This is a genomic window from Ktedonobacter racemifer DSM 44963 (genome assembly GCF_000178855.1).
Taxonomy (GTDB): domain Bacteria; phylum Chloroflexota; class Ktedonobacteria; order Ktedonobacterales; family Ktedonobacteraceae; genus Ktedonobacter; species Ktedonobacter racemifer.
Window position 1 is genome coordinate 2714647 of the sequence record NZ_ADVG01000001.1, and the last position, 22008, is coordinate 2736654.

Here is a 22008-nt window from a genome sequence, read left to right on the forward strand (position 1 = left end):
AGGGAAGATGCGACTATCCCGAAATATCTTCTGTTGAAGCGGGAACATGCGAGTAGTCATCGTCATCCAGGAGCAAGGCTACATCTTCTTCATCGTCATCCTCAGACGCAGAGCCAGGCACGACTCCAGGCGGCTGAATTGACCAGACAGCATGTGTGCGCGGTAAGAGGGTCAGAGTATCAGCCTGCGAGGGAGAGGCTTCTTGAGAGAGCGGAAGAATCACAAAATAGGTACAACGATCACCAGGAAAGTTTTGCACCTCCAGATGACCGCCATGGCGCTCCAGGATATTGCGCGAGACATACATATCCATACCCGCACGCGTCTGAGCATCAAGGTTACGGATGGTAATAATCGCCTCGTGGCCTGCCTGCTGAATCGTTAGCGTCACAGGATCACTCCAGGTCGCCTGGACATGAGCCGTCAGGAGCAGATTACGCAACACCTGGGAAATTTGCACGTCATCAATATCAGCCTCCAGTGGTAATCCGAGGAAGTCACAGGTCAGTTGCAGCCCCTGCTGACCGGCATGTACCTCAAGGCAGGAGGCACAGAGATCGACCAGATTGGCGCGCTGGCAATGCAGAATAAACTGTCCCGCATCGATGCGTGATGTATTTAAGAGCTCCTGCACCAGTTCCTCAGTACGCCCCAGCGAGGCTTCAATGTCAGCGAAACCACGACTCACCAGTTCAGCCACATCTGCATGATCGAGTTTGCGCCTGATCAACTGAGTCATCTCCTTGAGGCGCGCCACAGGTAGCTTGAGGTCATGCGAAACCAGGCTAATGACCTTATCCTTGGTCGCATTGGCCTCGAAGAGCTCATTTGTGCGTTGCTGCACCTGGATCTCAAGCGAGCGAGCATGAATTTCCAGCGCGAGCTGCTGCTCCTCCACCCGGCGTCGCAGCTGGCAGGACTGGATGGCACGTAGCAGTGCCGCAATAAAGGCATCGCGGTCAATTGGTTTCTGGATGTAGTCGTAGGCGCCACCACGTAGTGCACGCACAGCCAGGTCATGCTCACCATGGCCCGTGATAAGCAGGGTAGGCGTCTCTGGCTGCAATTCCTGGACCCTGGCTAGCAATGCCAGGCCATCCATCACAGGCATCTTAATATCGCTGACAATAGCATCAAAGCGCTGTGCCTCAATACGTTGCAGCGCACTCTCAGCCGTACTGGCTGTCTCAACATGAATGCCTGGAATACGCAACGAGACGGTATGGGGCAAGGCATTGAGCAATGCCTTGTCGTCGTCGACGATGAGCACATGGGGTGGGGGCGCAAACGAAGAGGGCATCAGCGTTGCGAATTGTGCCTGCTGCGTAATACTATAGCGAGCAGGCAAGCCGGTATGAAGGCGAATACCGACATGGTCGAGGGTAAAGAGGTACCAACCGCCAGTGTCCATCGCAATCTGACCCGGAATCCAGGAACTAAAGACACGGATCTCGATACTCTCCCCGCGCTTTAATTCCTGGCCATCGAGTTCCAGGCAGTTTGAGCTACTATTATAGACAAGCGTTCCCTGCGGAAATGTCTGTGATTGTGACGTTGATGATGGTTGCTGTTTCGGCATCCAGGTGCTCCCATTTTTGTGCTATCTGTTAAAGATACGTATGAACATGGCCAATAAGTGACAGAATAGGACACATAGTATACGAACATTCTATACAGTAGGCGCAAAAGCATACATTAAGGCATTCGGATAGCTTTCTCCTTAGCAGGAGAACAAAGTTGAGGGCAAGGAGTAAGCGCGTAATGCTTTTTTCTTATACCATGACCAAAAGAGCCGGAGGGCACACCAGGCGCACCTCTGCTCGCAAGCTTGCTATGACGAGGGCAAGCAGTTATGGGCTCCAACAGAAATCTAATAGTTTTCTTACGGTTTTCTAATAGTTCCTATGCTATATAAACGTGTAGAATGAACGTCACAGGCCATATATCGTTTACCTGAGGTCAGAGAAGGCCAACCACATGTCTCACGCCACATACAGTTGACGGAAGGAATTATTCATGACAGTAGAGACTCACAAGGAGCAGCTTGGTTTTCAGGCCGAAGTCAAGCAATTGTTGGATCTCATGATCCATTCGCTCTATAGCCATAAAGAGATATTTTTACGCGAATTAATCTCAAACGCCTCGGATGCTATTGACCGATTACGCTTTGATGCACTCTCCGATTCTTCGCTCTACGAGCGCGATGCTGAATTTAAGATCCGTGTTGACTACGATAAAGAGGCTCGTACCATCACAGTCAGCGATAATGGCATTGGCATGAATCGGCAGGAAGTCATTGAGCATATCGGGACGATTGCCAAATCGGGGACGCGTGAGTTCTTCAAATCGCTAACGGGAGATAAGCAGAAAGACGCCAACCTGATCGGTCAGTTCGGCGTTGGCTTCTATTCGACCTTTGTGGTAGCCGACAATATCACCCTCACAACCCGCAGAGCGGGGGCAACGGCCGATGAAGGTGTTCGTTGGCAGTCCGAGGGGCAGGGCGAGTACACAATTGAGAACGTAGAGAAGGCCACGCGCGGCACAGAGGTCACACTACACCTGCGCGAGGGCGAAGATGAATTTCTGAGTGGCTCCCGCCTACGTGAGATCATCCGCAAATACTCCGACCACATTATGCTCCCTATTATCATGCAGAAAGAGGAGCAGGAAGAGGGAAAGGAGCCAGAGGAAGAAGTCGTCAACCGCGCTTCCGCGCTCTGGACACGCCCCAGGAACGAGATCACCGAGCAGGAATACAACGAGTTCTATCAGCATGTCGCCCACGACTTTGGCGATCCCCTGGCCTACCTGCACAGCAAAATGGAGGGCACTCAGGAGTATACGCTCCTGCTCTATATTCCAGCACATGCCCCCTTTGACCTGTATACACGCGAATTTCATCACGGCGTCAAACTCTACGTTCGGCGCGTCTTCATCATGGATGATGCTGAAAAACTCATGCCGCGCTACCTGCGCTTCATCCGTGGTGTGATCGACTCAAATGACCTGCCCCTAAATGTCTCGCGTGAGATCTTGCAGCAGAACCGCCAGATTGACCAGATCCGTTCAAACGCGACCAAGAAGGTGCTGGGCCTGCTTACGGATATGGCTAAAAATGAGTCGGAGAAGTATGCCAGCTTCTGGAGCGAGTTTGGGCGTGTCATGAAGGAGGGTCTGCTTGAAGATCGGGGCAACCGCGACACCCTCGCCAAACTTCAGCGCTTCTCCAGCACCCTCACAGAGAGCGAGACCCAGGATGTGTCGCTGGAGGCCTATGTCAGCAGGATGAAGGATGGGCAGGATAGCATCTACTACCTGGTTGCCGAGAGCCATGCCGCAGCGAAAAATAGTCCTCTGCTGGAGATCTTTAAGAAGAAAGGCGTCGAGGTCCTCTTGCTCTCCGATCCCCTGGATCACTTCCTGGGCAGCGAACTCTCCGAGTTTGAAGGCAAAAAGTTGCAATCCGTCTCAAAGGGTGAGATCGACCTGGACAAGTTCACCGACGAGCAGGAGAAAGAAGAGCAGCAGAAAACAGCCGACGAGGCCAGAGGCCTGGTGGAGCGCCTGAAACAGACCCTGCAAGAGAAGGTCAAAGATGTACGCATTACCCAACGCCTGACCAGTTCGCCCGCCTGCCTGGTTATTGACCAGTACGGAATCGATCCAAGCTTGAAACGCCTGCTGGAGGCAACGGGACAGAAGGTGCCCCATGACAAACAGATTTTGGAGATCAATCCCCAGCATCCCATTATTAACCGCATAAAGAGCGAGAGCGATACGCAGCGCTTCAACGACTGGGCCAACGTGCTCTTTGAGCAATCAGTGCTCAGCAGCGGTGAAGCCCTCGAAGATCCTATCGATTTCGTCAATCGCTTAAACAACCTGCTCGCCAGCTTGTAAACGGAGATTGGCATCATACGAACAAAACGCGCCATGGCTGATCAGCCATGGCGCGTTTTGTTCGTATGAGACCCCAAAAAAACGCTTCCCTGGCCCTGATACTAATTGACGAGAGAAGCATCTGGAAGAGCCAGGGAAGTGTGTAAGCCAATTGGCCGCGAATAACGCGCGAACAGGCTTAGGCGATGATCTGACCGTTCGAACCCAGAACCTTATTCAAGGTCTCACGCTTAATGCGATAGGCCTGGCGAGCATTGACGTGTGGCAGAACGACGGCCTCGAGCGCACCTTGTTTCACCCAGCGGCGAACGGTGGTATCATCGACACGAAGAATGCGGGCGACCTCGGAAACGGTTAAAAGCTCACTGTTGCTCATGGAAACTACTCACTTCCTTTTGTACTTGATACGCCTGCATTACCCACATCAGGGTCAAATAACCCTGGGGCACAGGGGCATGCAGTGAAATTTACCGATGATATATACACAAGAAAACAGGTCGACTGCATTGTATAACAATGCAGAAGATTTGTAAAGAGTAAGTCTAGAATGAAACCAGGGCAGAGGGATTACTGCCATTACAAATTGTCGTCTACATTACCAAAGCTATAAGACGCTAAGGGATACGGCGCCACTATAAACTTTGAAGAGCGCGACATCATTCTAGAGGGAGACCAGCCAGGCAAAGCGAAAATCCCACTTCATACCGGTTAGCCTGAAGAAACGATTATTAGATGTAGAAATCTATTAATTGAACTTTACCAGTGCTTGGAGTTCTTGTCAAGGGGTTCTCTTATCAACAGCAGAGTGCAATGACAGGAAAAACACATGGTATTCGTAATATGAGCGCAGGAAAAGCACTCCTACCCAAAACAGTACCAGGCTTTTTACGTACCTGATTATGCTCTCCACATATATAATACGTTTCTACGGTTAAATTTATTCCCTACTGCAAAGGACACAGATTACTCTTTTGTACAAATAAAATGGGTCCAGGCACAAGAAAACAGACAAATCAAACATGCGACTCTAGACGAACCTGAGGACTGAAAGGTCACATATCCACGCTGCAACCTGGTAAGCGAGGAAGGACATACGGCCGAAAGTACTATCGCAGGCGGTTTTCTTATCTCTACTCCCCCTCGAGCATTATAAATGTACCGGAAGCAAGCGTACGATGTCCAGTAATCAGCAAGCAAGTAGTACTACTGGTATAACCACTGAACCTTAGAGGCACATGCAAGCTATGCTGGCATGAAGAGAAGCCTTAGAGCACGGCAGGTTCAGGAATCATGCCTTCTTAGACGCCTAACCTTCTGCGCCAACTGGTGAAAGCCTGGCACAAATTACCAACTGGCAACATCTGGCGGCTTTCATCTCGTTTCATACCGCAAAAGCACGGTCAACTCGCCTTAACACAAGAAAAGAGCTCGTTACACAACCTTGCCTACAAACACGAATGAATATATATAAAAGCCTCATCAGAAGCATGACGCAGAATGGCAAAGATGACATTCCGCCGTGCTTACAACGGTAGGAGTACAGAATCATGCCTGACATGAGTCAATGCAACTTGTCACATTCGATGTCTAGGAAAATACATCGGCAGTAAGAGAGGAATTTTGTAGTGAGACCCTTACTTTTGGCTTCTTGCCTGGTGCAAGGATTTCCAGTGCTTCTCTACTCTTTGCCTCGGCTCGCGGCGCTCTATTCTTGTTTTGATGTGTGATAATACAAGAGTGTTACCAATCAGAGCAATTGGAAGTGTTCCCTAGAAAGGGCATGGAAGAGGAATACGCCGCCGAATCTCCTACCCGTGCACAGGCAAGAGAGCGTCAAGAATACAGTGAAGTACGGCACAATCCACAGAGGTGCAAAAGCGCGTACCTGGGCAATAAGCTATGCTCGCGCCTACCGTCAGAGGTTAGCGCAGACTGAGACAGCGTTTCTGACTTGTCGATAAAAAGAAGAGGAGGCGTGGTGAGGAGGCAGGCGAGAATAAAATCGGCCGTCAGAACGTTAGAGGCTGTAGGAAAAGAAATGGCTCGTCTCTGAGCGAAAAGAGGATTAGAATGACGCTAAATATAGACCTGGATGATCTTGAATTTGAAGATGCAATAGAACTCAAACAACGCCATATCTCGGTGGAGCAGATGCGCACATTTGAAGGATATATGGCAGAAATATTCGACGCGATGGGAATGAATGTCTCGACTCCAGGGACAGAGGATACGCCTAAGCGTTTTCTTAAAGCCATGCTTGACGCGACCGAGGGCTATGACGGCGATCCCAAACTGATCAAAGTCTTCCCAGCCGAGCATCCTAACGGCACCAACAGCCACTTAAGCCAGGTTATTGAGGGACCAATCCACTTCTTCTCCCTCTGTGAGCATCATGCATTTCCTTTCTTTGGCCAGGCATATGTAGGTTATATCGCGGACGAGCACATCATTGGCCTCTCTAAATTGACGCGCCTGGTACGCGTCTTCGCCAAACGCTTCTCCGTCCAGGAGCGCATCACGCAACAGATCGCCAGTTCACTTGAAGCGATCTTACAGCCCCAGGGAGTCGCCGTCTACCTGGAAGCCAATCACCTCTGTATGGCCATGCGCGGCGTCCGTGAAAGCTCAGCCTTGACCCGCACTACCGCGTGGAGAGGTGAGTACGAGCATAACGCTGAACTTCGCTCTGAGTTCTTCTCTACCGCCAATATTCGCCCATGAGCACAGACAAACATCCAGAGGCATTTGTCCCCCTCTATAGCAAGGAGCGAGGCGATAAGCTTCCACTGCCAGCGTCTCTTGCGGCGCTGCTCGGTGACTTTCGCCTTCCGCTCAAGACTCAACCACCCTATGTCATTGGAAACTTCGTCTCGACCATTGATGGTGTTGTCTCCCTAAATGAGCAGGGGCATACAGGTGGCGGGCCAATCAGTGGTTTTTTAGCCTCGGATCATGCATTGATGGGAGTACTACGCGCAACCGCAGACGCCATCATTGTTGGCGCAGGCACACTACGCGATGAGCCAGGGCATAGCTGGACAGCGGAGTATATTTATCCAGCCTTCGCCCAGGAATACCGCGATCTGCGCCTGGCCCTGGGCAAAACGGCACCTCCACTCACCGTCCTGATAACCGCGAGCGGGAATATCGATCTGAACCAGGGACTATTTCAGCGAGGAGAGGTCCCGGTCCTGATCATTACCACGCCCGAGGGAGAGAAGTGTGTGCGCACCAAAAAAATCCCCTCCTGGGTACAACTTGCAAGCGTACAACCGCAGCAAGGAGGCAGCATTCGTGCGCAAAACATCCTCACCCTTGTTGAGCAGGCCTGTCATGGGCAGCTCTTTTTGACCGAGGGCGGTCCCCAACTGCTCAACGCCTTTCTTAGCGAAGGCCAGCTAGACGAACTCTTCCTGACACTTGCCCCCCAGCTCGCCGGGCATATACATAACGATCAACGTCCCGCAGTTGTCATGGGAGCGCATTTTGCGCCTGAGCGCCCACTCTGGAGCACCCTCCAGAGCGTCAGGCTCGTTGGGAGCCACCTCTTTCTGCGCTACGCCTTTCGCGAACGCGAATAGAAACGATAAAATCACGCCATACGCCCACAGCACCTCTATGCGACCTGGATATACTCTGTCCCGTAGAATAGAGAGAGGGCGGTATATCTTTTGTATGTGTCTCTTAAGCACAAGAGAATACGAGAGGGTAACAGAAAGGAAACAAGACTATGCGCCTGGATGGGAAGAGCGTTATCATTACTGGAGTCAGCCAGAAAGGGCAGATGGGCTTTGCGCTAGCCGAAGCCTGCGCACGCGAGGGGGCGAGATTGACCATAAGCGCGCGCAGCGAGCAGCGCGTTCTGGCGCGAGCAACAGAGCTACGAGCACAAGGAGCAGAGGTCCTGGCCATTCCCGCGGACCTGACCGGCGAGACTGGCGCACAAAAAGTCATCGCACAGACCCGGCATACCTATGGGCAGATCGACATCCTCATTAACCTGGCAGGTGGTCTGACACAGTTTGGCCCCTTTGAACAACTCTCGCTCGCGCAATGGGAGGGCGAACTCAAGAACAACCTGCGCGCGACCTTTCTCTGCTGTCGAGCCGCCTGGCCCATCTTTCAACAGCAAGGGAAAGGCACCATCCTCAACTTTAGCCGCGCGGGCGATGTCTGGAGCGCAAGCCCAAACATGCTCGCCTATAACTGCGCCAAGGCAGGAGTAGACGCTTTAACGGCAACCCTTGCCAGGGAAGGCAAGGCGCACAACATTCGCGTCAATGCGCTTGGCCCTGGCCTTATTATCACGCAGTCTAATCTGGAGGCGATGCATCCAAGCGAGGAAGAGCTGCGAACGCAATGGGTTCATCCAGAGCAGATTATCGAAGCCGCGCTCTTTCTGATCTCGGACACTGGTAGCGGCGTCACTGGAACCCTGCTACCAGTGCGGGGCCTGGGTATCTAGCCAGAGCTGTGAGGGGCAACGCTGCTAAAGCACGCGTCTACATATCATGGCGCGAAATGCCCCGTACCATGATATGTAGACGCGTGCTTTAGCAGCGTCGGGCTATTCTAGCTAGCGGCGGAGGCGAAGCAGGCGTTCATGCACCTGGTGCAACATCTCATCAGACTTACAGAAGGCAAAGCGCGCATAGCCCTGGCCGAGATGCGCATGCGCCGGGCTATAAAATGAATCCGGGGGGATACAGGCAACGCCCGCCTCCTGAATCAGGTAGCGCGTAAACGCCACGGACGATCCAGAAAAGAGCGCGCTATAGTCGGCCATGATAAAGTACGTACCATCTGGTACCGTGTAGCGCAGGCCAGCGGCATCCAGCGCCGAGCGCAAGAGATCACGCTTCTCGGCATAGAGCTGGCGAAAATCCTGGTAGTAGTCGTTGGGGAGGTTAAGCGCAAAGGCGATGGCCTCCTGGGTTGGATGATGCACCGAGAAGGTAATAAACTGGTGCGCACGCGCCACGCCATCTATTAGCGCTGGGTGACCATAGACCCAGCCAATCTTCCAGCCCGTCGCGCTAAAGAGCTTGCCTGAACTGCTCACAGTCACGGTCCGCTCAAACATTCCTGGTAACGAGGCGATGGGAAGGTGCTGGGCCTCACCGAACGTCAGATGCTCATAGACTTCATCGGCGATCACCGTTACATCATACTCAAGGCACAGCTCCGCGATAAAGCTCAATTCCTCACGTGAGAAGACATGCCCGGTGGGATTGTGGGGCGTATTGAGGATCACCGCACGCGTTTTCTTGCTGAAGGCGGCCCGCAGTTCGTCAGGATCAAACTGCCAATGAGGGGGATGGAGAGGCACAAACACTGGTACCGCCTGCGCCATCAGGATATTGGGGACATACGAGTCATAAAATGGTTCAAACACAATGACCTCGTCGCCCGGATCTACCAGCCCCAGAATAGCCGCAAAAATACCCTCTGTCGCTCCCGAGGTCACTACCACGCCACGCAGAGGATCGACCTCGACCTGATAGAAACGCGCGGCATGATCGGCCACCGCCTGGCGTAGCGCGGGCGTTCCATCACCAGGCGCGTACTGGTTGAGATTACCCGCGCGCAGGGCCTGTACGACCGCCTCCACAATCTCTGGCGGCGTATCAAAATCTGGTTTCCCCTGACCAAGGTTGAGCGCTGAATGCTGCTGGGCAAGCTGGTTGATCTCGGTAAAAATGGTTGTGCCAAATGAGGCGACACGTTGAGCGACAGTCGACATAGGTTCCTCCCACAACGCAAAAGAATTATTCCCCCTATTATACTCCACAATGTGAGAGGCAAGCGCGGAGAACACAAGAGAGCCGTCTGTCACCGCGGTAGGGACCCCAGCGGTTCAGACGGCTCTCTTGCACCATCCCAAAGAAAAGAAAGTTGTCTACATAGGTTAACGGAGGGAGATCGTAGCGAGACGATCCAGAATATTGATCCGCAGACGCTGCACCTCGGCGAGGTCGCGGAACTCGTGCGCACAACGCTCAACAATTTCAGTGGGCTTGAGGCCGCACTGGAAAAGGAGATAGGCGAGACGACGTTCACGCTCCTCCGTCAGCTTCTGGCTGAGAACGCGCCAGATTTCCGCTGGTGATGAGAATACCTGTTGTGGCTCACGTGTAGACTGCTGAGCAGAACGGAGCATATCGAAAATAACGCTATTGAGGCAGACGGCCAGGCAACGCAACGCTGCACTGAGCGAAGCAAACTCCATCTGTTTGCTGACGGTTGTCTGCCGAAAATGGGCAAAGGCTCGCGTAATGTATTCTTGCTCTGACTGTAGACGAAGCGCCTCCTGAAAGCGTGGGTGCTGACGCAGGCAGAGGACGAGCTTCTGGCAAAAGCCATATTCAAGCGCGAGCCAGGCCTGTTTGCTATCGCGTATCGTCGCCAGGCGGAGGAGCGCGAGACTTGCTTTATCAAAAGAGACGGCACCACTTTCCCCAACCATGTCAAACTCCCGCTTGCATGCATCGGCAAGCTCAGAAATAGATAAAGTATTCAAAATACAGGCGTTTCTATCTTTTTGTTGACTTTGCATTTCTGCATCCTTTACATACGCCAGCCCAGGGCTTTGAACACTACACAAAGAACGGAATCCATCCATCACCGACATGTCCCTTACCAAATATTCTCATGCACACATATATAACAAACAGTGTTTACAGTGTAAGACAAAGTAAGTCCATGTGGCGTCCCTAAAACAGGGTAATTGTCAGAGGAGGTGCGAGGGACCTCAAAAAGCAGGCTTACTCAAAACTCTGTAGAGCTTATATACTTAACTAGTTAATCGCGGCGTAAAGCCCTCGCACCTGGTTATCGAGAGGGGTCATTAAGGTAAGAGTTTATGCTCAAGCGCGTAACGCGTTGCGGCGCTACGCGAGGTCACACCAAGCTTGCTATAAATAGAGCGTACATGCGTATTGACAGTGAGAATACTAATGACGAGCTTCTCTGCTATCTGGGCGCTCGTCATCCCTGTTGCCAGCAGACGCAATACCTCAATTTCGCGCGTTGTTAGTCCAGCCAGGACAGTTGAGTTTGGAGCTGCTGTGTGAGACTCTTCGTTGTTGGGGATAGAAGCCGAAGAGAGGGAGAGAGGAGCCTGCGAGCGAGCCTGGAGGACCTGTGAAGGCGTCATAGTCAGCCCCTCAGCAAAAGCCAGTTTAAAGGATTCCTCGCCAAGCAAAGCGCGCGCCTGCTGCACAAATTCACTAAAAATGCTCTGGATTGTGGCGGGGATAGCCGGAACGCTACGCCCCCCCTGGCGCACAGCCTGGGCCGCCCCCCATAGACGCGCGGCCCAGGCTGGGTACCCCTGGCCCACAACCGCCAGCGCCAGGCCATCTAGTGCATACGCGACGAAGGTTTTATACTCATAGCTCGTTACAGCAAGCAAGGACAGGCTCTCCTCCTGACACTCACGCGCACGGGTATATTCGCCCTGGAGGGCGTAGCTCCATCCCAACAGCGTCAAGCCCCAGGACATTCCACGCTGGTCACCCAGGTCACGCGCCAATTGTAAGCCTTGCTCAATAAGCGCGTCTCCCTCCTGCATATCGCCGTAGAGACCTTTCAGGACACCTAAGAGCACAGAGGCGTAGGAGATACTGATGCGATCTCCCACGCGACCAGCACGCTCAATGCAGGCTTCGAGCGCCAGGGTACTTTTAAGCAGATCGGCGCGTGAGAAGTGAATAAGGCCCAGCATCCAGAGAGCACGGGCCTGTCCCCAGGTCGATCCCGCCTGTTGATGAATCGCCAGGCTCTGCTCGCAGAGGGAGAGAGCCTGCTCCAGGTTGCCCTCGTCGCGCGCAAGAGAGGCCAAGCGTTCAAGAACGGCGGCATTAGCCCAGCGATGCCCCTTATTGCGCACGAGCGCCCCTGCGGCCTCAAGCGCGGTTCGCGCCTGCTCACCCTCCCCAATCATGACATAGGCGTGGCCAATCGTCCAGAGCGCCATCCCCTGCCCAAACTCTTGCTCAAGTTCCGCAAAGATCACCCGACTTTTCTCAGCCAGCGCAATAGCTTGTTTATATTCACCCTGGAGGGCGATCATAAGTGCTGTCACACTCAAGGCCTTGGCATGCCAGAAGGGGCTCACCTCTTTGGCCGAGGAGAGCAACCACTCAAGCGTGCGTCGTCCCTCACCGATATAGCCCTTCGCCCACCAGAACCACCAGAGGGCAGAGGCCAGCTTCAAGGCATCATCCCACTGCCCCTGTTGCGCAAACCAGATGAGAGCGGTTCGCAGGTTTTTATGCTCCAGGCGAATGCGCCACATCTCCTGATCCTGATGGCGATCCATATCCTTTTCAGACATGAGGGCCTGCTGCTGCCAGTAATATGCGTATGCACGCTGCACTTCTACAACATCCTCTTCCTGCTGTAATCGCTCAAGACCATATTCGCGAATAATCTCCAGCATAAAGAAGCGGGCCTCGTGATCCTCCTGCTCCACACGCGAAAGCAGGCTTTTGTCGATTAGAGAGGTGAGGTCATCCAGTAAGAGTGGGCGTTCCTGATCGATCCCCAGCGCTTGTTCGAGCGATGCATGGAGATGTTCGATCATAGGAAGCGTGCAACCGCCTGCGAAAATGGAGAGACGTTTAAATAAACGCTGTTCGCGTGGCGCCAGGAGATCATAGCTCCAGTCTAGGGTATTGCTCAGCGTTTGTTGACGCTCAGGCACATCCTGAGTGGTGCTCGTCAGGAGAGGAAGACGCTTCTCCAGCCGCTGAAGCAGGGCCTGGGGGGAAAAGACCTTCATGCGAGCCGCCGCCAATTCAATAGCCAGGGGCAAACCATCCAGGCGGCGCGCAATAGCAGCAATAGTCGCCGCATTCTCAGCCGTAAGGCGAAAGCCAGGCTGCACCGCTTGCGCCCGCTGGACAAAAAGCTGTACCGCCGCGGATTGAGCCAGAACTTGCGTATCCACCTGGTCCTGGACAGGAAGCGGCAGGGGTAACACTGGATATTCCTGCTCGCCCACCACGTGCAGAACAGCCCGGCTAGTCATAAGAATTTTCACTTGTGGACAACGCGCCAGCAGCTCCACCAGTTGCGGAGCAGCGGCGATCACCTGCTCAAAGTTATCCAGGATCAGGAGTAAGCGCTTCTCCTTCAAGAAGGCATACAGGCGTTCCACAAGCGCTCCCTCACCGGCCTCGCCCAGGCCGAGGGCATTGGCAATAAATATGGGCACCTGGCGGGGAACCGTCACCGTCGCCAGGAGAACGAGATAGACACCATCGGCAAAGGTATCAAGAAGCTCAGTCGCAACCTGCAAACTCAGGCGCGTCTTCCCAATCCCTCCTGTTCCCGTCAGGGTCAACAATCGCACATGCGTAGCGCGGAGCAGTTCAGCGACCTCATGTGCCTCCTGGTCACGCCCAACCAGAGGCGTCAGTTGGGAGAGCAAATAGTATTTATTGCTGGCCACCATGCCCCCGACATCATCTTTGTGGGGCGAGGCAACCTCATCGCTTACATCCAGGGCGGCACGCTTATCTCCAGGTTCTATAGTTGTAAGTAGCTCCTCCACCACCTGCCGACGCTTGAGATTCTCCTGGGCCAGACTCTGTCCCGAAAGAGCACGCGCCGCCAGGCTCAGGCGCTCAAGGGAGAGTTCTTCTGACTTCCCTAGATAAACCTTGTGGAGCTTGTTCTCGCGTTTGCGATACCCATACCAATACCAACCCCGGCGTAGCTGCTCACGTCGAGCGGTAAAGTTGCCACTATCGCTTTTATAGGCGAAGGAGGCATGTTGCTCATCTTGCAACCATTTATACCACTCAGGGGAGCCTATGGCGATATGTGAGAGTGGGCTTCCCGCGCTATCAAGCAAAAGCAAGCGATCATAGGAGGCTGTAGGAATCTGGGTGCGTGCCATACCTGTCGTCTCTCCAATGCAAATATAGATCGGTAACAGGAAGAAACAGAGTTACCTAATAGTGGAGTGTAGCACGTGATTAGGTAACTGTCTATGCGTAAGATATAAAAAAGGCATGAAAATCTTTCCCGCATCTCACTATACAGAAAAAAGGATGAGATACCTATATAGGTGCCTCATCCTTTTCAGTCTTGTGCTAGGAGTGATTATTCGCCGGGAATGCGGGAGTAGCCGGGCTTGCCGTCGAAGTTATAGAGGTTTTCCGTCTTGATGCAATCGAATCCAGCCGCATGCACACGCTCCAGAAGCGAGATGATCTGAGCATGCTCAATCTTTGTGCCAATCTCAGGCGCCTGGAAACGGGCGCGCCAGTGATCGGTGCAGAAGGTATATGGTAGGCCATTGGGCCATACTTTGGCTCCGCGATTGGTAATCAGCTTCAGTTCCAGGCCCTCACCGCTGACCTGTTTAAAGGCGTTACCTAACTCTTCTGCGCTCCCCTTGCTCCAATCGAGGTAGACATCGACGCCGACCAGTTCTTTGAGGGTGGGAACTTGAGCCTTTGTGGCCTGCGTCTTGCGCTCCTGCGCGGGCTTGGAAGAATAGCTCACGGCCTTGAGTTGCTCAGGCTTCTGACCCAGGCGCGCAATGATCGCATCGGCGAACTCGCGGGTGCCGACCTTCTGCTTACTCACACCATCAGCATAGATATCATAGGTATGAATGCCATCTTCCAACGTGCGCAACCAGGCGTTATGCACAGCGGTCGCAACCTCTGGCTGATTGATGTGCACGAGCATCAATACAGCTCCCAGAAGCAGGCCGGAAGGGTTCGCGAGATTCTGTCCCGCGCGGCGGGGAGCCGACCCGTGGATGGCCTCGAACATGGCACAGCCCTCGCCAATATTGGCAGAGCCAGCCAGGCCAACGGAGCCCGCGATCTGGGCCGCGACGTCGGAGAGAATATCGCCATACAGGTTTGGCATCACGACAACGTCGAAGGCATTGGGAGTATCGGCCAGTTTGGCGGCGCCGATATCGACGATCCAGGCCTCGTTTTCGATGTCGGGATACTCGGCGGCGATCTCGTCAAACACTTTGTGGAAGAGGCCGTCAGACTGCTTCATGATATTATCCTTCATAAAGCATGTGACCTTCTTGCGATTATTGCTACGCGCATACTCGAAGGCATAGCGAATAATCCTTTCGCTACCTGGACGGCTGATGAGCTTCAGGCTCTCCATCATGTTGGGCGTCTGCTGGTACTCAATGCCGCTGTAGAGGTCCTCTTCATTCTCGCGAACAATCACCACATCCATACCAGGATGCTTGGTATCGACAAAGGGATGATACGCGACACAGGGGCGTACATTTGCATAGAGGGAGAAAGCGGTACGCACGGCAACGTTCAAGCTTTTATAGCCACCGCCCTGGGGAGTGGTAATCGGGGCCTTCAAAAATACCTTGGTGCGACTAAGCGACTCCCAGGCACTGGGCTCAATACCGGCACTGATACCGCGTAGATAGACCTTTTCTCCAACCTCTATCTCTTCAATATCTATGCGTGCTCCTGCTGCTTTAATTACCCTTAGAGTGGCATCCATAATTTCTGGTCCAATGCCATCTCCAGACGCAACAGTTATCGGTACATTCTGTGACATACGAGTAACTCCATCGTTCGAATTGTTTAGCTGGTAAAAACACCAACGTCAGTATAGCATATGTCGCCAGAGACTGCTGAACCACCTTTTCATCAGCACCCGTTCGCGTTGCGTGTATGGTAAAATGTAGCACGATAAGCGACTCCACACTATCTACTCTCACGCGAGCAGCGTGGCTCACACTCATGGAGGGAGAGGAAGCAGTAACATGCGCATCCAAGCTTGTTCGCCTGCCTGGCAGACCAGCCAGCATCTGAGGCGCTATCTCCTGCTGCTCATTGGCCTGTTTCTCTTCACCGGATGTGCCCCAACCAATGACACAAGCGCCAGCGCAAACACGCAAACTCCGATACCAACCTGGATTCAGACGGGAATGCGCAGTCCACAGAGCAGTAGCGTGACCCTTCACATCACGGGCGCTAAGCACGGCAGCTATGCCTGGCAGAGCCATATCTTCACCTCCAAGCTTCGTCACGGCTTGAAGGAGTTTACCATCTTCCTCCAGGACCAGGATCACAGTCTCATCATCGCCTTCTATGGATATGAAGGCGCCAGGACATATACCCTGGAAGGGCCTATCAATGGAGGCGATGTACGCCTGGATTTTGGACACGAAGGAGGAGCCTGGGATCTCCAACTGCAAGCAGGCATTCGCTGTCAGCTAACCATTATACATGACGAGCCTGCCATCCAGCCTAATGTTAATCGTATGCAAGGAAGCTTTAGCTGCCCTCAGCTATCAGCGGTTGGCACGCAGACACCGGAGATCATCGCCATCCCCCAGGCCACATTTGATATCCTGATGATACACGAAAGCTAACGCCGACTACGTCTTCACCATGACTGATTCTCACTGTGTTTCATGAGATTCTACGACATACTTCTGCTCAATATACTCCAACATTACGACACACTTCAAGCGTTAATATCATTTTGTATTTTCCTGGCACGTCCAGTCCATTTTGCCTTGACATATATTTAAAGACAACGTTATCATAATACCAACACTAAAGTATATTTGAACGCTTGCTTTCTATAGATAACTGTCTATTGAGCAGGCACTAGAGCCTCTTCTTTCACATGTTTCGTGCTTAAAGCACATACTCACCAGAGAAAGGAGTGTCTATTTTCCTCTACCCATATGGAGCTTTTCTTCGTCTTCAATGGTTGCTTGTTCCAGAGTGTTGCTCCATCATCAAGACAGTGATGTCTTTTCCTTCAATGTTGTCAAGAGGAACAAAGGAGAAAAGTCATGAAGTCTCGCTTCAAAGGACTGAATTTACATCTACTGGTACTCTGTTTATTTCTTGTAGGTCTTATCGCGTTGCCCGCCTGTGGTGGCTCCAGTGATAATGGCAAAACCGTGATCCGTGTCGCCTACCAGCAATTTGGACCTCCACCCTACTATGAACAGGAATGGTGGACTCGCGTCAAGCAGCAGGTGGAGGCCGCGAATCCCAAAATTGAACTGCAACTACAACCCATCATTGCCGATGAGGGCAGCTACTATACAAAATTGGCGCTTCAGCTCCGTTCAAACAATCCCCCCGATATTGTGCGCGAAGATAGCTTCCTCATTAGCTCGGATGTGACCGCTGGCTACCTGACCCCCCTCGACGACTATATCAACTCGTGGCCAGATTATAAGCAGCAGTGGTTCCCCAGCATGCAGAAGATTACCACCTTCAATAACAAGAACTATGGCATCATGGATGGCACCGATGTGCGCGGCATCTGGTACAACAAAGATATTTTCCAGAAGGCAGGCCTGCCCACCGACTGGCAGCCTAAGACCTGGGCCGATATCCTGACCGCCGCACGCGCGGTTAAAGCCAAGGTCCCAGGAGTGGTGCCGATGAACCTCTATTCGGGCATCCCCATGGACGAGGCCTCGACCATGCAGGGCTTTGAAATGCTGCTCTACGGCACCAAAGACCCGCTCTACAATTACGACACCAACAAATGGATTGCTTCGAGCAAAGGTTTCCAGGATGCGCTAGACTTTGTTAAACAGGTCTACAGTTCATCGAGCTTACTAGGCCCCACCAATGATATCGCCCTTAATACCCAGGCGGGTAATACAATTGCTCAGCAGCTTATGCCGCAGGGCAAGCTGGCAATCGATATTGATGGCTCGTGGCTCCCTGGAAGCTGGCAGAAGGGCGGCGCCGCTGAATGGCCCGCCTGGCAGAAAACGCTAGGGGTCGCCAAAATGCCTACACAAAATGGCCAGGATCCTCAGTATGTCACGCTCTCTGGCGGCTGGGCCTACTCCATCAGCGCCAACTCAAAGCACAAGAGCGATGCATTCAACATTATCAAAACGGCATTCAACAAAGATAACCTGGCATTCTATGATGTGAAAGCATCTCAGATTACGCCACGCAAAGATGTTGCCGACGTCGCTGACTATAAGAATCTCCCCCTGTCGGACTTTTTCACCGGCCTGGTCGCCGTTACGCAATTCCGCCCGGGCTTCCCGGCCTATCCCAAGATCTCAGTTGAGATCGACCGGGCCATGCAGAACGTCATGCAGGGCCAAAGCTCCAGTGATGCCATGAACGCTTTTTATAACGCGGTCAAGAGTATTGCGGGCGACGATAAGGTAGAAAAGAGAGGTTAAGCACTTTCAGCACCTGCGGTGCTTCGCCAAGTTTTATGCTGTGGTGGTGAGCTGGCCAAGCCAGCTCACCACCACAGCGTAAGCTTACAGAGATGGGTAACTATAGTATTTGAGGAGCGGCAACGATGCAGGTAAAAACTCCCGCCGTGTCAGTTGAGACCACGGCATCCCCACCAAAGCGTGTTGTTACGAGCGCCAGTAGAAAGCGATTGCGCACAAGTCTGCTTTTCCTCGCGCCTGCGTTTCTGATTATTCTTATCTTTATGCTCGGCCCCGCCATCTGGGCCGTCTATACCTCGTTTACCAATATGGCCCTGACTGGCGTGGGCGCGCAGGCTCCTCAGTGGGTGGGTCTACAGAATTTCGCGCGCATCCTGAGTGATGGAGAGTTTCTCAATGCTTTCCGTGTCTCCATTATCTACCTGGTTGGCTCGGCCTTGATTGGTCAGGCACTGCTGGGTCTGCTGCTTGCGCTTATGATGCAGAAGCGGAACCACGTCTTTCGTGCGATTCTGGGTGGGATTATCATCGCCTGCTGGGTTATTCCGGATGTCGTCGCGGGCTTTATCTGGCAGGCCTTTCTAGCAGGTGGGCCACAGAGTGTCCTTTCTCCAGGTTTGCTTAACACGGTAATAGCAAACTTGACGCTGCCGCAGCATGCCTGGGTACAAGAATATCCCCTGCCAATGATTATCATCGCCAACATCTGGCGAGGGACGGCATTCTCCATGCTACTCTATGCGTCGGCCCTGGAGAGCATTCCTCAAGATATGTATGAAGCGGCGTCTATCGATGGCGCAGGTGTGTGGGCCAAGATTTATCATGTAACACTCCCTCTCATTAAGGGGTCTATCGCAACGGATTTGCTCCTCATCACACTTGCAACGCTGTCGGACTTTACGCTTGTGTATGTGATGACAGGTGGTGGCACAACTAATAATGAGCTGCTTACCATCTATCAGTATCGCCAGGCCTTCCAGTTCTACCAGATTGGCTATGGTAGCGCTATCGCACTCCTGATCATTATCGTAGGCGCGATCCTCTCGCTCCTCTATATTCGTATCTTGCGTATCGACATCTAAAGGAGATCCGAGCATGGTTATCCGCCGTATTATCGTTCCCTCGCTGCTCTACCTGATCCTGACGGTGATAGGGCTGTTATTCTTAATCCCGCTGCTCTGGCCCGTACTTGCCAGCATCAATCCCAACGCGCAATTGACGCTTACGCTTCCTACGGCCCTCAACTTAAGCAATTATATCGACATCATCAGCAATGGCCTCGTCATTCAGCCATTCATGAATAGCCTCATTATGGCCGTCTCGACAATGGTACTGGTCATCCTCCTCTCCGGGCTGGCTGCGTATCCCCTCTCGCGTTATCAATTCCCCTTCAAAGCTCAGATCATGTATTTAATTCTCTTCGCCAGTGCGCTGCCAATCCTGGCCCTGGTCACACCGCTGTACGCAATGTACGTTGTGTTGAATCTGCAAGATACACTCCTGGGCTGTATCCTCTTCTTCACCGCTAGCTCGCTTCCCTTCAGCATCTGGCTTATGAAGAACTTTTTGGACTCCGTTCCCCTGGAATTAGAGGAGGCGGCCTGGATTGATGGCGCCTCTATCCTGGGTTCATTCACCCATATTCTCTTGCCACTGGCGGCGCCGGGTATCGCCGTTGTGGGCGTCTGGAGCTTTCTGGGCGCCTGGACAAACTTCTTTGTGCCACTCATTATCCTGCAAAATCAGGACCTCTTACCTGCCTCGGTTCATATCTATACCTTTTTCGGGGCCTATGGACAGGTGAATTATGGACAGCTCGCGGCCTATGCCATGCTGTATGCGCTCCCCGCGGTTCTGCTTTACACCTTTGTTTCGCGCTTCTTTGTCAAGGGCGTGAGTGGGGGCCTCAAAGGCTAAGGCACTTTTCCTTAAGTGTTCTCGGCGCCTACGGCGCTTCGCAGACGTAGAAGAGATGTGGCGTAAAAATGTCGGAGGCATTTTTACGCCACATCTCTTCTACCCAACCGAGCGTAAAGCCCCTGGCTTCTAGCCATGGGGATACAAGCGAGTCCTTGTTTGGGGCAGGGGCATTGGGGCATGCGTCGTTTGAACAAATGATCTTGACAGGATAGGGCTTTAGCCCGCCGCAAGCCACGGTTCTTTAGACCGTGGTGAGGCGTGTTATTGGGCTTTAGCCCTTATCAAATCTAGTACTCATAGAACACATGTTTGACAATTTCACATCAGCAGAGTATTCTCTACGAGAGATACCATCTATTTTGTGAGAGGAGGTCCTGAAAATGGCAAAAGCCACGAAAACCATCAGGCAGGCGTTGCACTATCCGCCGCAGTATGCTGCCTACTTCGCGGCAAATCAGGCCCTCTTCAATCGTGTCGTGGCCTTTTATTTCGACTGTATTCAGGCGCACGAGGGTCTCCTTTCCCTCAAAAACAAGCAGGCCCTCACGGCCCTGGAGAAACTCACGCATGCAACGGAGTCTAGCCCCCATCCGATCATGCCGCTCACCGATCTCGCGCCAGATATCCCGGCGATGTTCAGACGCGCCGCCATCAATGCGGCCCTTGGTTCGGCCCGCGCATTTTTCTCCTCCCTCAAAACATGGCGAGCACGGAAGCAGAAACACGAAGCCAAACACACGAAAAAGCGCAAGAAGAGGCCGTTTCGGGAGCGGCCACCAGTCCCACCCCGATCATGGAAGAAGTCGGTTCCCTTCTACGCAAGCCTTTGGCGTGAGCGTCATAGGCATGGTATCGTGCTCAAAGTCTGGACCGGCTCGTGCTGGTCCTGGCTCAAAGTCCACATCCTCGGTCGCGATCTCCCCGATGGGTACGCGATGGGCAGTCCACAGCTTGTTCGCAAGGGGGATCGCTGGTGGCTGCATACTCCCATTGAGAAGACCTTCGAGACTCCCGCAAAGAGCGGAGAGCAACTCACCACCGCCCAGACACGTCTCTGTGCGGTGGATCTCAATCTCGACAAGCATCTCGCTGTGTGCAGTGTCCAGACAGTTGACGGCACCATCCTGGCTACTTCCTTCATCGGAAATGGCACAGCGGTATCGGGCTGTAGGAAACAACTGCTTGGACGCATTGCACGCAACCGATCTCAGACTGGTCTCATCGCCGAGAACGAACAGGACAATGCCGACCTCTGGGCGAAAATCAGGCACGTGGACGAGCAGATCGCACATCTGGTGAGCGCTCGCATTGTCCAGTTCGCCAGCGAGCACAAGGCGAGCATCCTGGTTTTTGAACATCTGGGCACCCTGCAACCGGAGAAGGGCACGTATTCGCGCCGGAGCAATAGCAAACGCGCCTACTGGATGAAGGGGCGCCTGTTCCGCTATGCAACGTACAAAGCCTGGCATGCAGGCGGCATCATCACCTGCCGTGTGAATCCGCGCAATACGAGCAGAGAATGCCATCGCTGTCACGCCGCTGTCATTCGCTATAACCAGGGACACCCTGTGGAAGGCTACACCTCCGGTGCCGCACTCTGTCTGTGCCCACAATGCCAGATGCGCGATCATGCCGACCGCAATGCCAGTATCCGTGTCGGACAGCGCTTGATCGAGCGGACGCAAGAACCGTTGAAGGAAAAGCCTCATGCTCGTTCGCAACGTGCGAAGAGGGAGTCGAAAGACTCAGGTGTTGGGATCTCCCAGGATGCCAAACGCCAGATGGGACCATCCATCCCTGCGGCCAGGCGTGGAGATCATGCCAACGGGCATGGCACCGCCCAGGGGAGAAGGCGCCGGATGGGCGCGTCTTTCCCAGATATTGCGTCCCAACTACGGGTTCACTTTGAGTAGTGGCTACGCCACCTGTCTCACGAACCCGACTACGGCACAGTGTCAGAAGCTGCTCGGCTTTAGCCGATGCGGAGTGTCACA

General features: G+C 53.2%; 15 protein-coding genes. 9 read left to right on the forward strand and 6 right to left on the reverse strand.

Going from position 1 to position 22008, the window contains the following annotated elements; genetic code table 11:
• Positions 1-13: 13 nt before the first annotated feature.
• Entirely contained in the window at positions 14-1579 is a 1566-nt protein-coding gene (locus KRAC_RS11730; RefSeq protein WP_007907144.1) for a response regulator, read from the reverse strand.
• A gap of 437 nt (positions 1580-2016) precedes the next feature.
• Between KRAC_RS11730 and htpG the strand changes: the two genes are divergently transcribed.
• Entirely contained in the window at positions 2017-3903 is a 1887-nt protein-coding gene (gene htpG / locus KRAC_RS11735; RefSeq protein ID WP_007907146.1) for a molecular chaperone HtpG, read from the forward strand.
• A 178-nt stretch (positions 3904-4081) separates the two neighbouring features.
• Here the strand turns inward: htpG and KRAC_RS11740 are convergent, their stop codons facing one another.
• Positions 4082-4279 (reverse strand): helix-turn-helix domain-containing protein, encoded by a 198-nt coding sequence (locus tag KRAC_RS11740; protein ID WP_007907147.1) that lies wholly within the window; start codon positions 4277-4279, stop codon positions 4082-4084.
• 1694 nt (positions 4280-5973) lie between these two features.
• Here KRAC_RS11740 and folE point away from each other — a divergent pair.
• From folE to KRAC_RS11755, 3 genes are all read left to right on the forward strand, one after another.
• Positions 5974-6624 carry a GTP cyclohydrolase I gene (gene folE, locus KRAC_RS11745; protein ID WP_007907148.1) on the forward strand — a complete coding sequence of 217 codons (651 nt, stop codon included), beginning with the start codon at positions 5974-5976 and terminating at the stop codon, positions 6622-6624.
• Positions 6621-7484, forward strand: a complete 864-nt coding sequence (locus KRAC_RS11750) for a dihydrofolate reductase family protein (protein ID WP_007907149.1) — start codon at positions 6621-6623, stop codon at positions 7482-7484. The genes folE and KRAC_RS11750 overlap by 4 nt, the downstream gene beginning before the upstream one ends.
• A gap of 149 nt (positions 7485-7633) precedes the next feature.
• Positions 7634-8368: an SDR family NAD(P)-dependent oxidoreductase gene (locus KRAC_RS11755; RefSeq protein WP_007907151.1), complete on the forward strand. Its 735-nt coding sequence runs from the start codon at positions 7634-7636 to the stop codon at positions 8366-8368.
• Between the two features lie 111 nt (positions 8369-8479).
• Here KRAC_RS11755 and KRAC_RS11760 read toward each other — a convergent pair whose 3' ends face one another.
• From KRAC_RS11760 to KRAC_RS11775, 4 genes are all read right to left on the reverse strand, one after another.
• Positions 8480-9646 (reverse strand): aminotransferase class I/II-fold pyridoxal phosphate-dependent enzyme, encoded by a 1167-nt coding sequence (locus KRAC_RS11760; RefSeq protein ID WP_007907153.1) that lies wholly within the window; start codon positions 9644-9646, stop codon positions 8480-8482.
• Between the two features lie 165 nt (positions 9647-9811).
• The gene (locus KRAC_RS11765; RefSeq protein WP_169460879.1) at positions 9812-10369 is read right to left on the reverse strand and encodes a hypothetical protein; all 558 of its coding nucleotides are present in this window, start codon (positions 10367-10369) and stop codon (positions 9812-9814) included.
• 381 nt (positions 10370-10750) lie between these two features.
• The gene (locus KRAC_RS61330; RefSeq protein WP_007907160.1) at positions 10751-13810 is read right to left on the reverse strand and encodes a LuxR C-terminal-related transcriptional regulator; all 3060 of its coding nucleotides are present in this window, start codon (positions 13808-13810) and stop codon (positions 10751-10753) included.
• 206 nt (positions 13811-14016) lie between these two features.
• Positions 14017-15471, reverse strand: coding sequence for an NADP-dependent isocitrate dehydrogenase (locus KRAC_RS11775; RefSeq protein WP_007907161.1), 1455 nt, complete (start codon positions 15469-15471; stop codon positions 14017-14019).
• 208 nt (positions 15472-15679) lie between these two features.
• Between KRAC_RS11775 and KRAC_RS11780 the strand changes: the two genes are divergently transcribed.
• The 5 genes from KRAC_RS11780 (at position 15680) to KRAC_RS11800 (ending at position 21927) form a co-directional block, all read left to right on the forward strand.
• Positions 15680-16291 carry a hypothetical protein gene (locus KRAC_RS11780; protein WP_007907163.1) on the forward strand — a complete coding sequence of 204 codons (612 nt, stop codon included), beginning with the start codon at positions 15680-15682 and terminating at the stop codon, positions 16289-16291.
• 432 nt (positions 16292-16723) lie between these two features.
• A complete protein-coding gene (locus tag KRAC_RS11785; RefSeq protein WP_007907165.1) occupies positions 16724-18094 on the forward strand; it encodes an extracellular solute-binding protein in 1371 nt (456 codons plus the stop codon).
• 125 nt (positions 18095-18219) lie between these two features.
• A complete protein-coding gene (locus tag KRAC_RS11790) occupies positions 18220-19176 on the forward strand; it encodes a carbohydrate ABC transporter permease (RefSeq protein ID WP_007907167.1) in 957 nt (318 codons plus the stop codon).
• A 13-nt stretch (positions 19177-19189) separates the two neighbouring features.
• Entirely contained in the window at positions 19190-20011 is an 822-nt protein-coding gene (locus KRAC_RS11795) for a carbohydrate ABC transporter permease (RefSeq protein ID WP_007907170.1), read from the forward strand.
• Positions 20012-20394: 383 nt separating this feature from the next.
• Positions 20395-21927 carry a zinc ribbon domain-containing protein gene (locus KRAC_RS11800; RefSeq protein WP_007907171.1) on the forward strand — a complete coding sequence of 511 codons (1533 nt, stop codon included), beginning with the start codon at positions 20395-20397 and terminating at the stop codon, positions 21925-21927.
• Positions 21928-22008 lie beyond the last annotated feature (81 nt).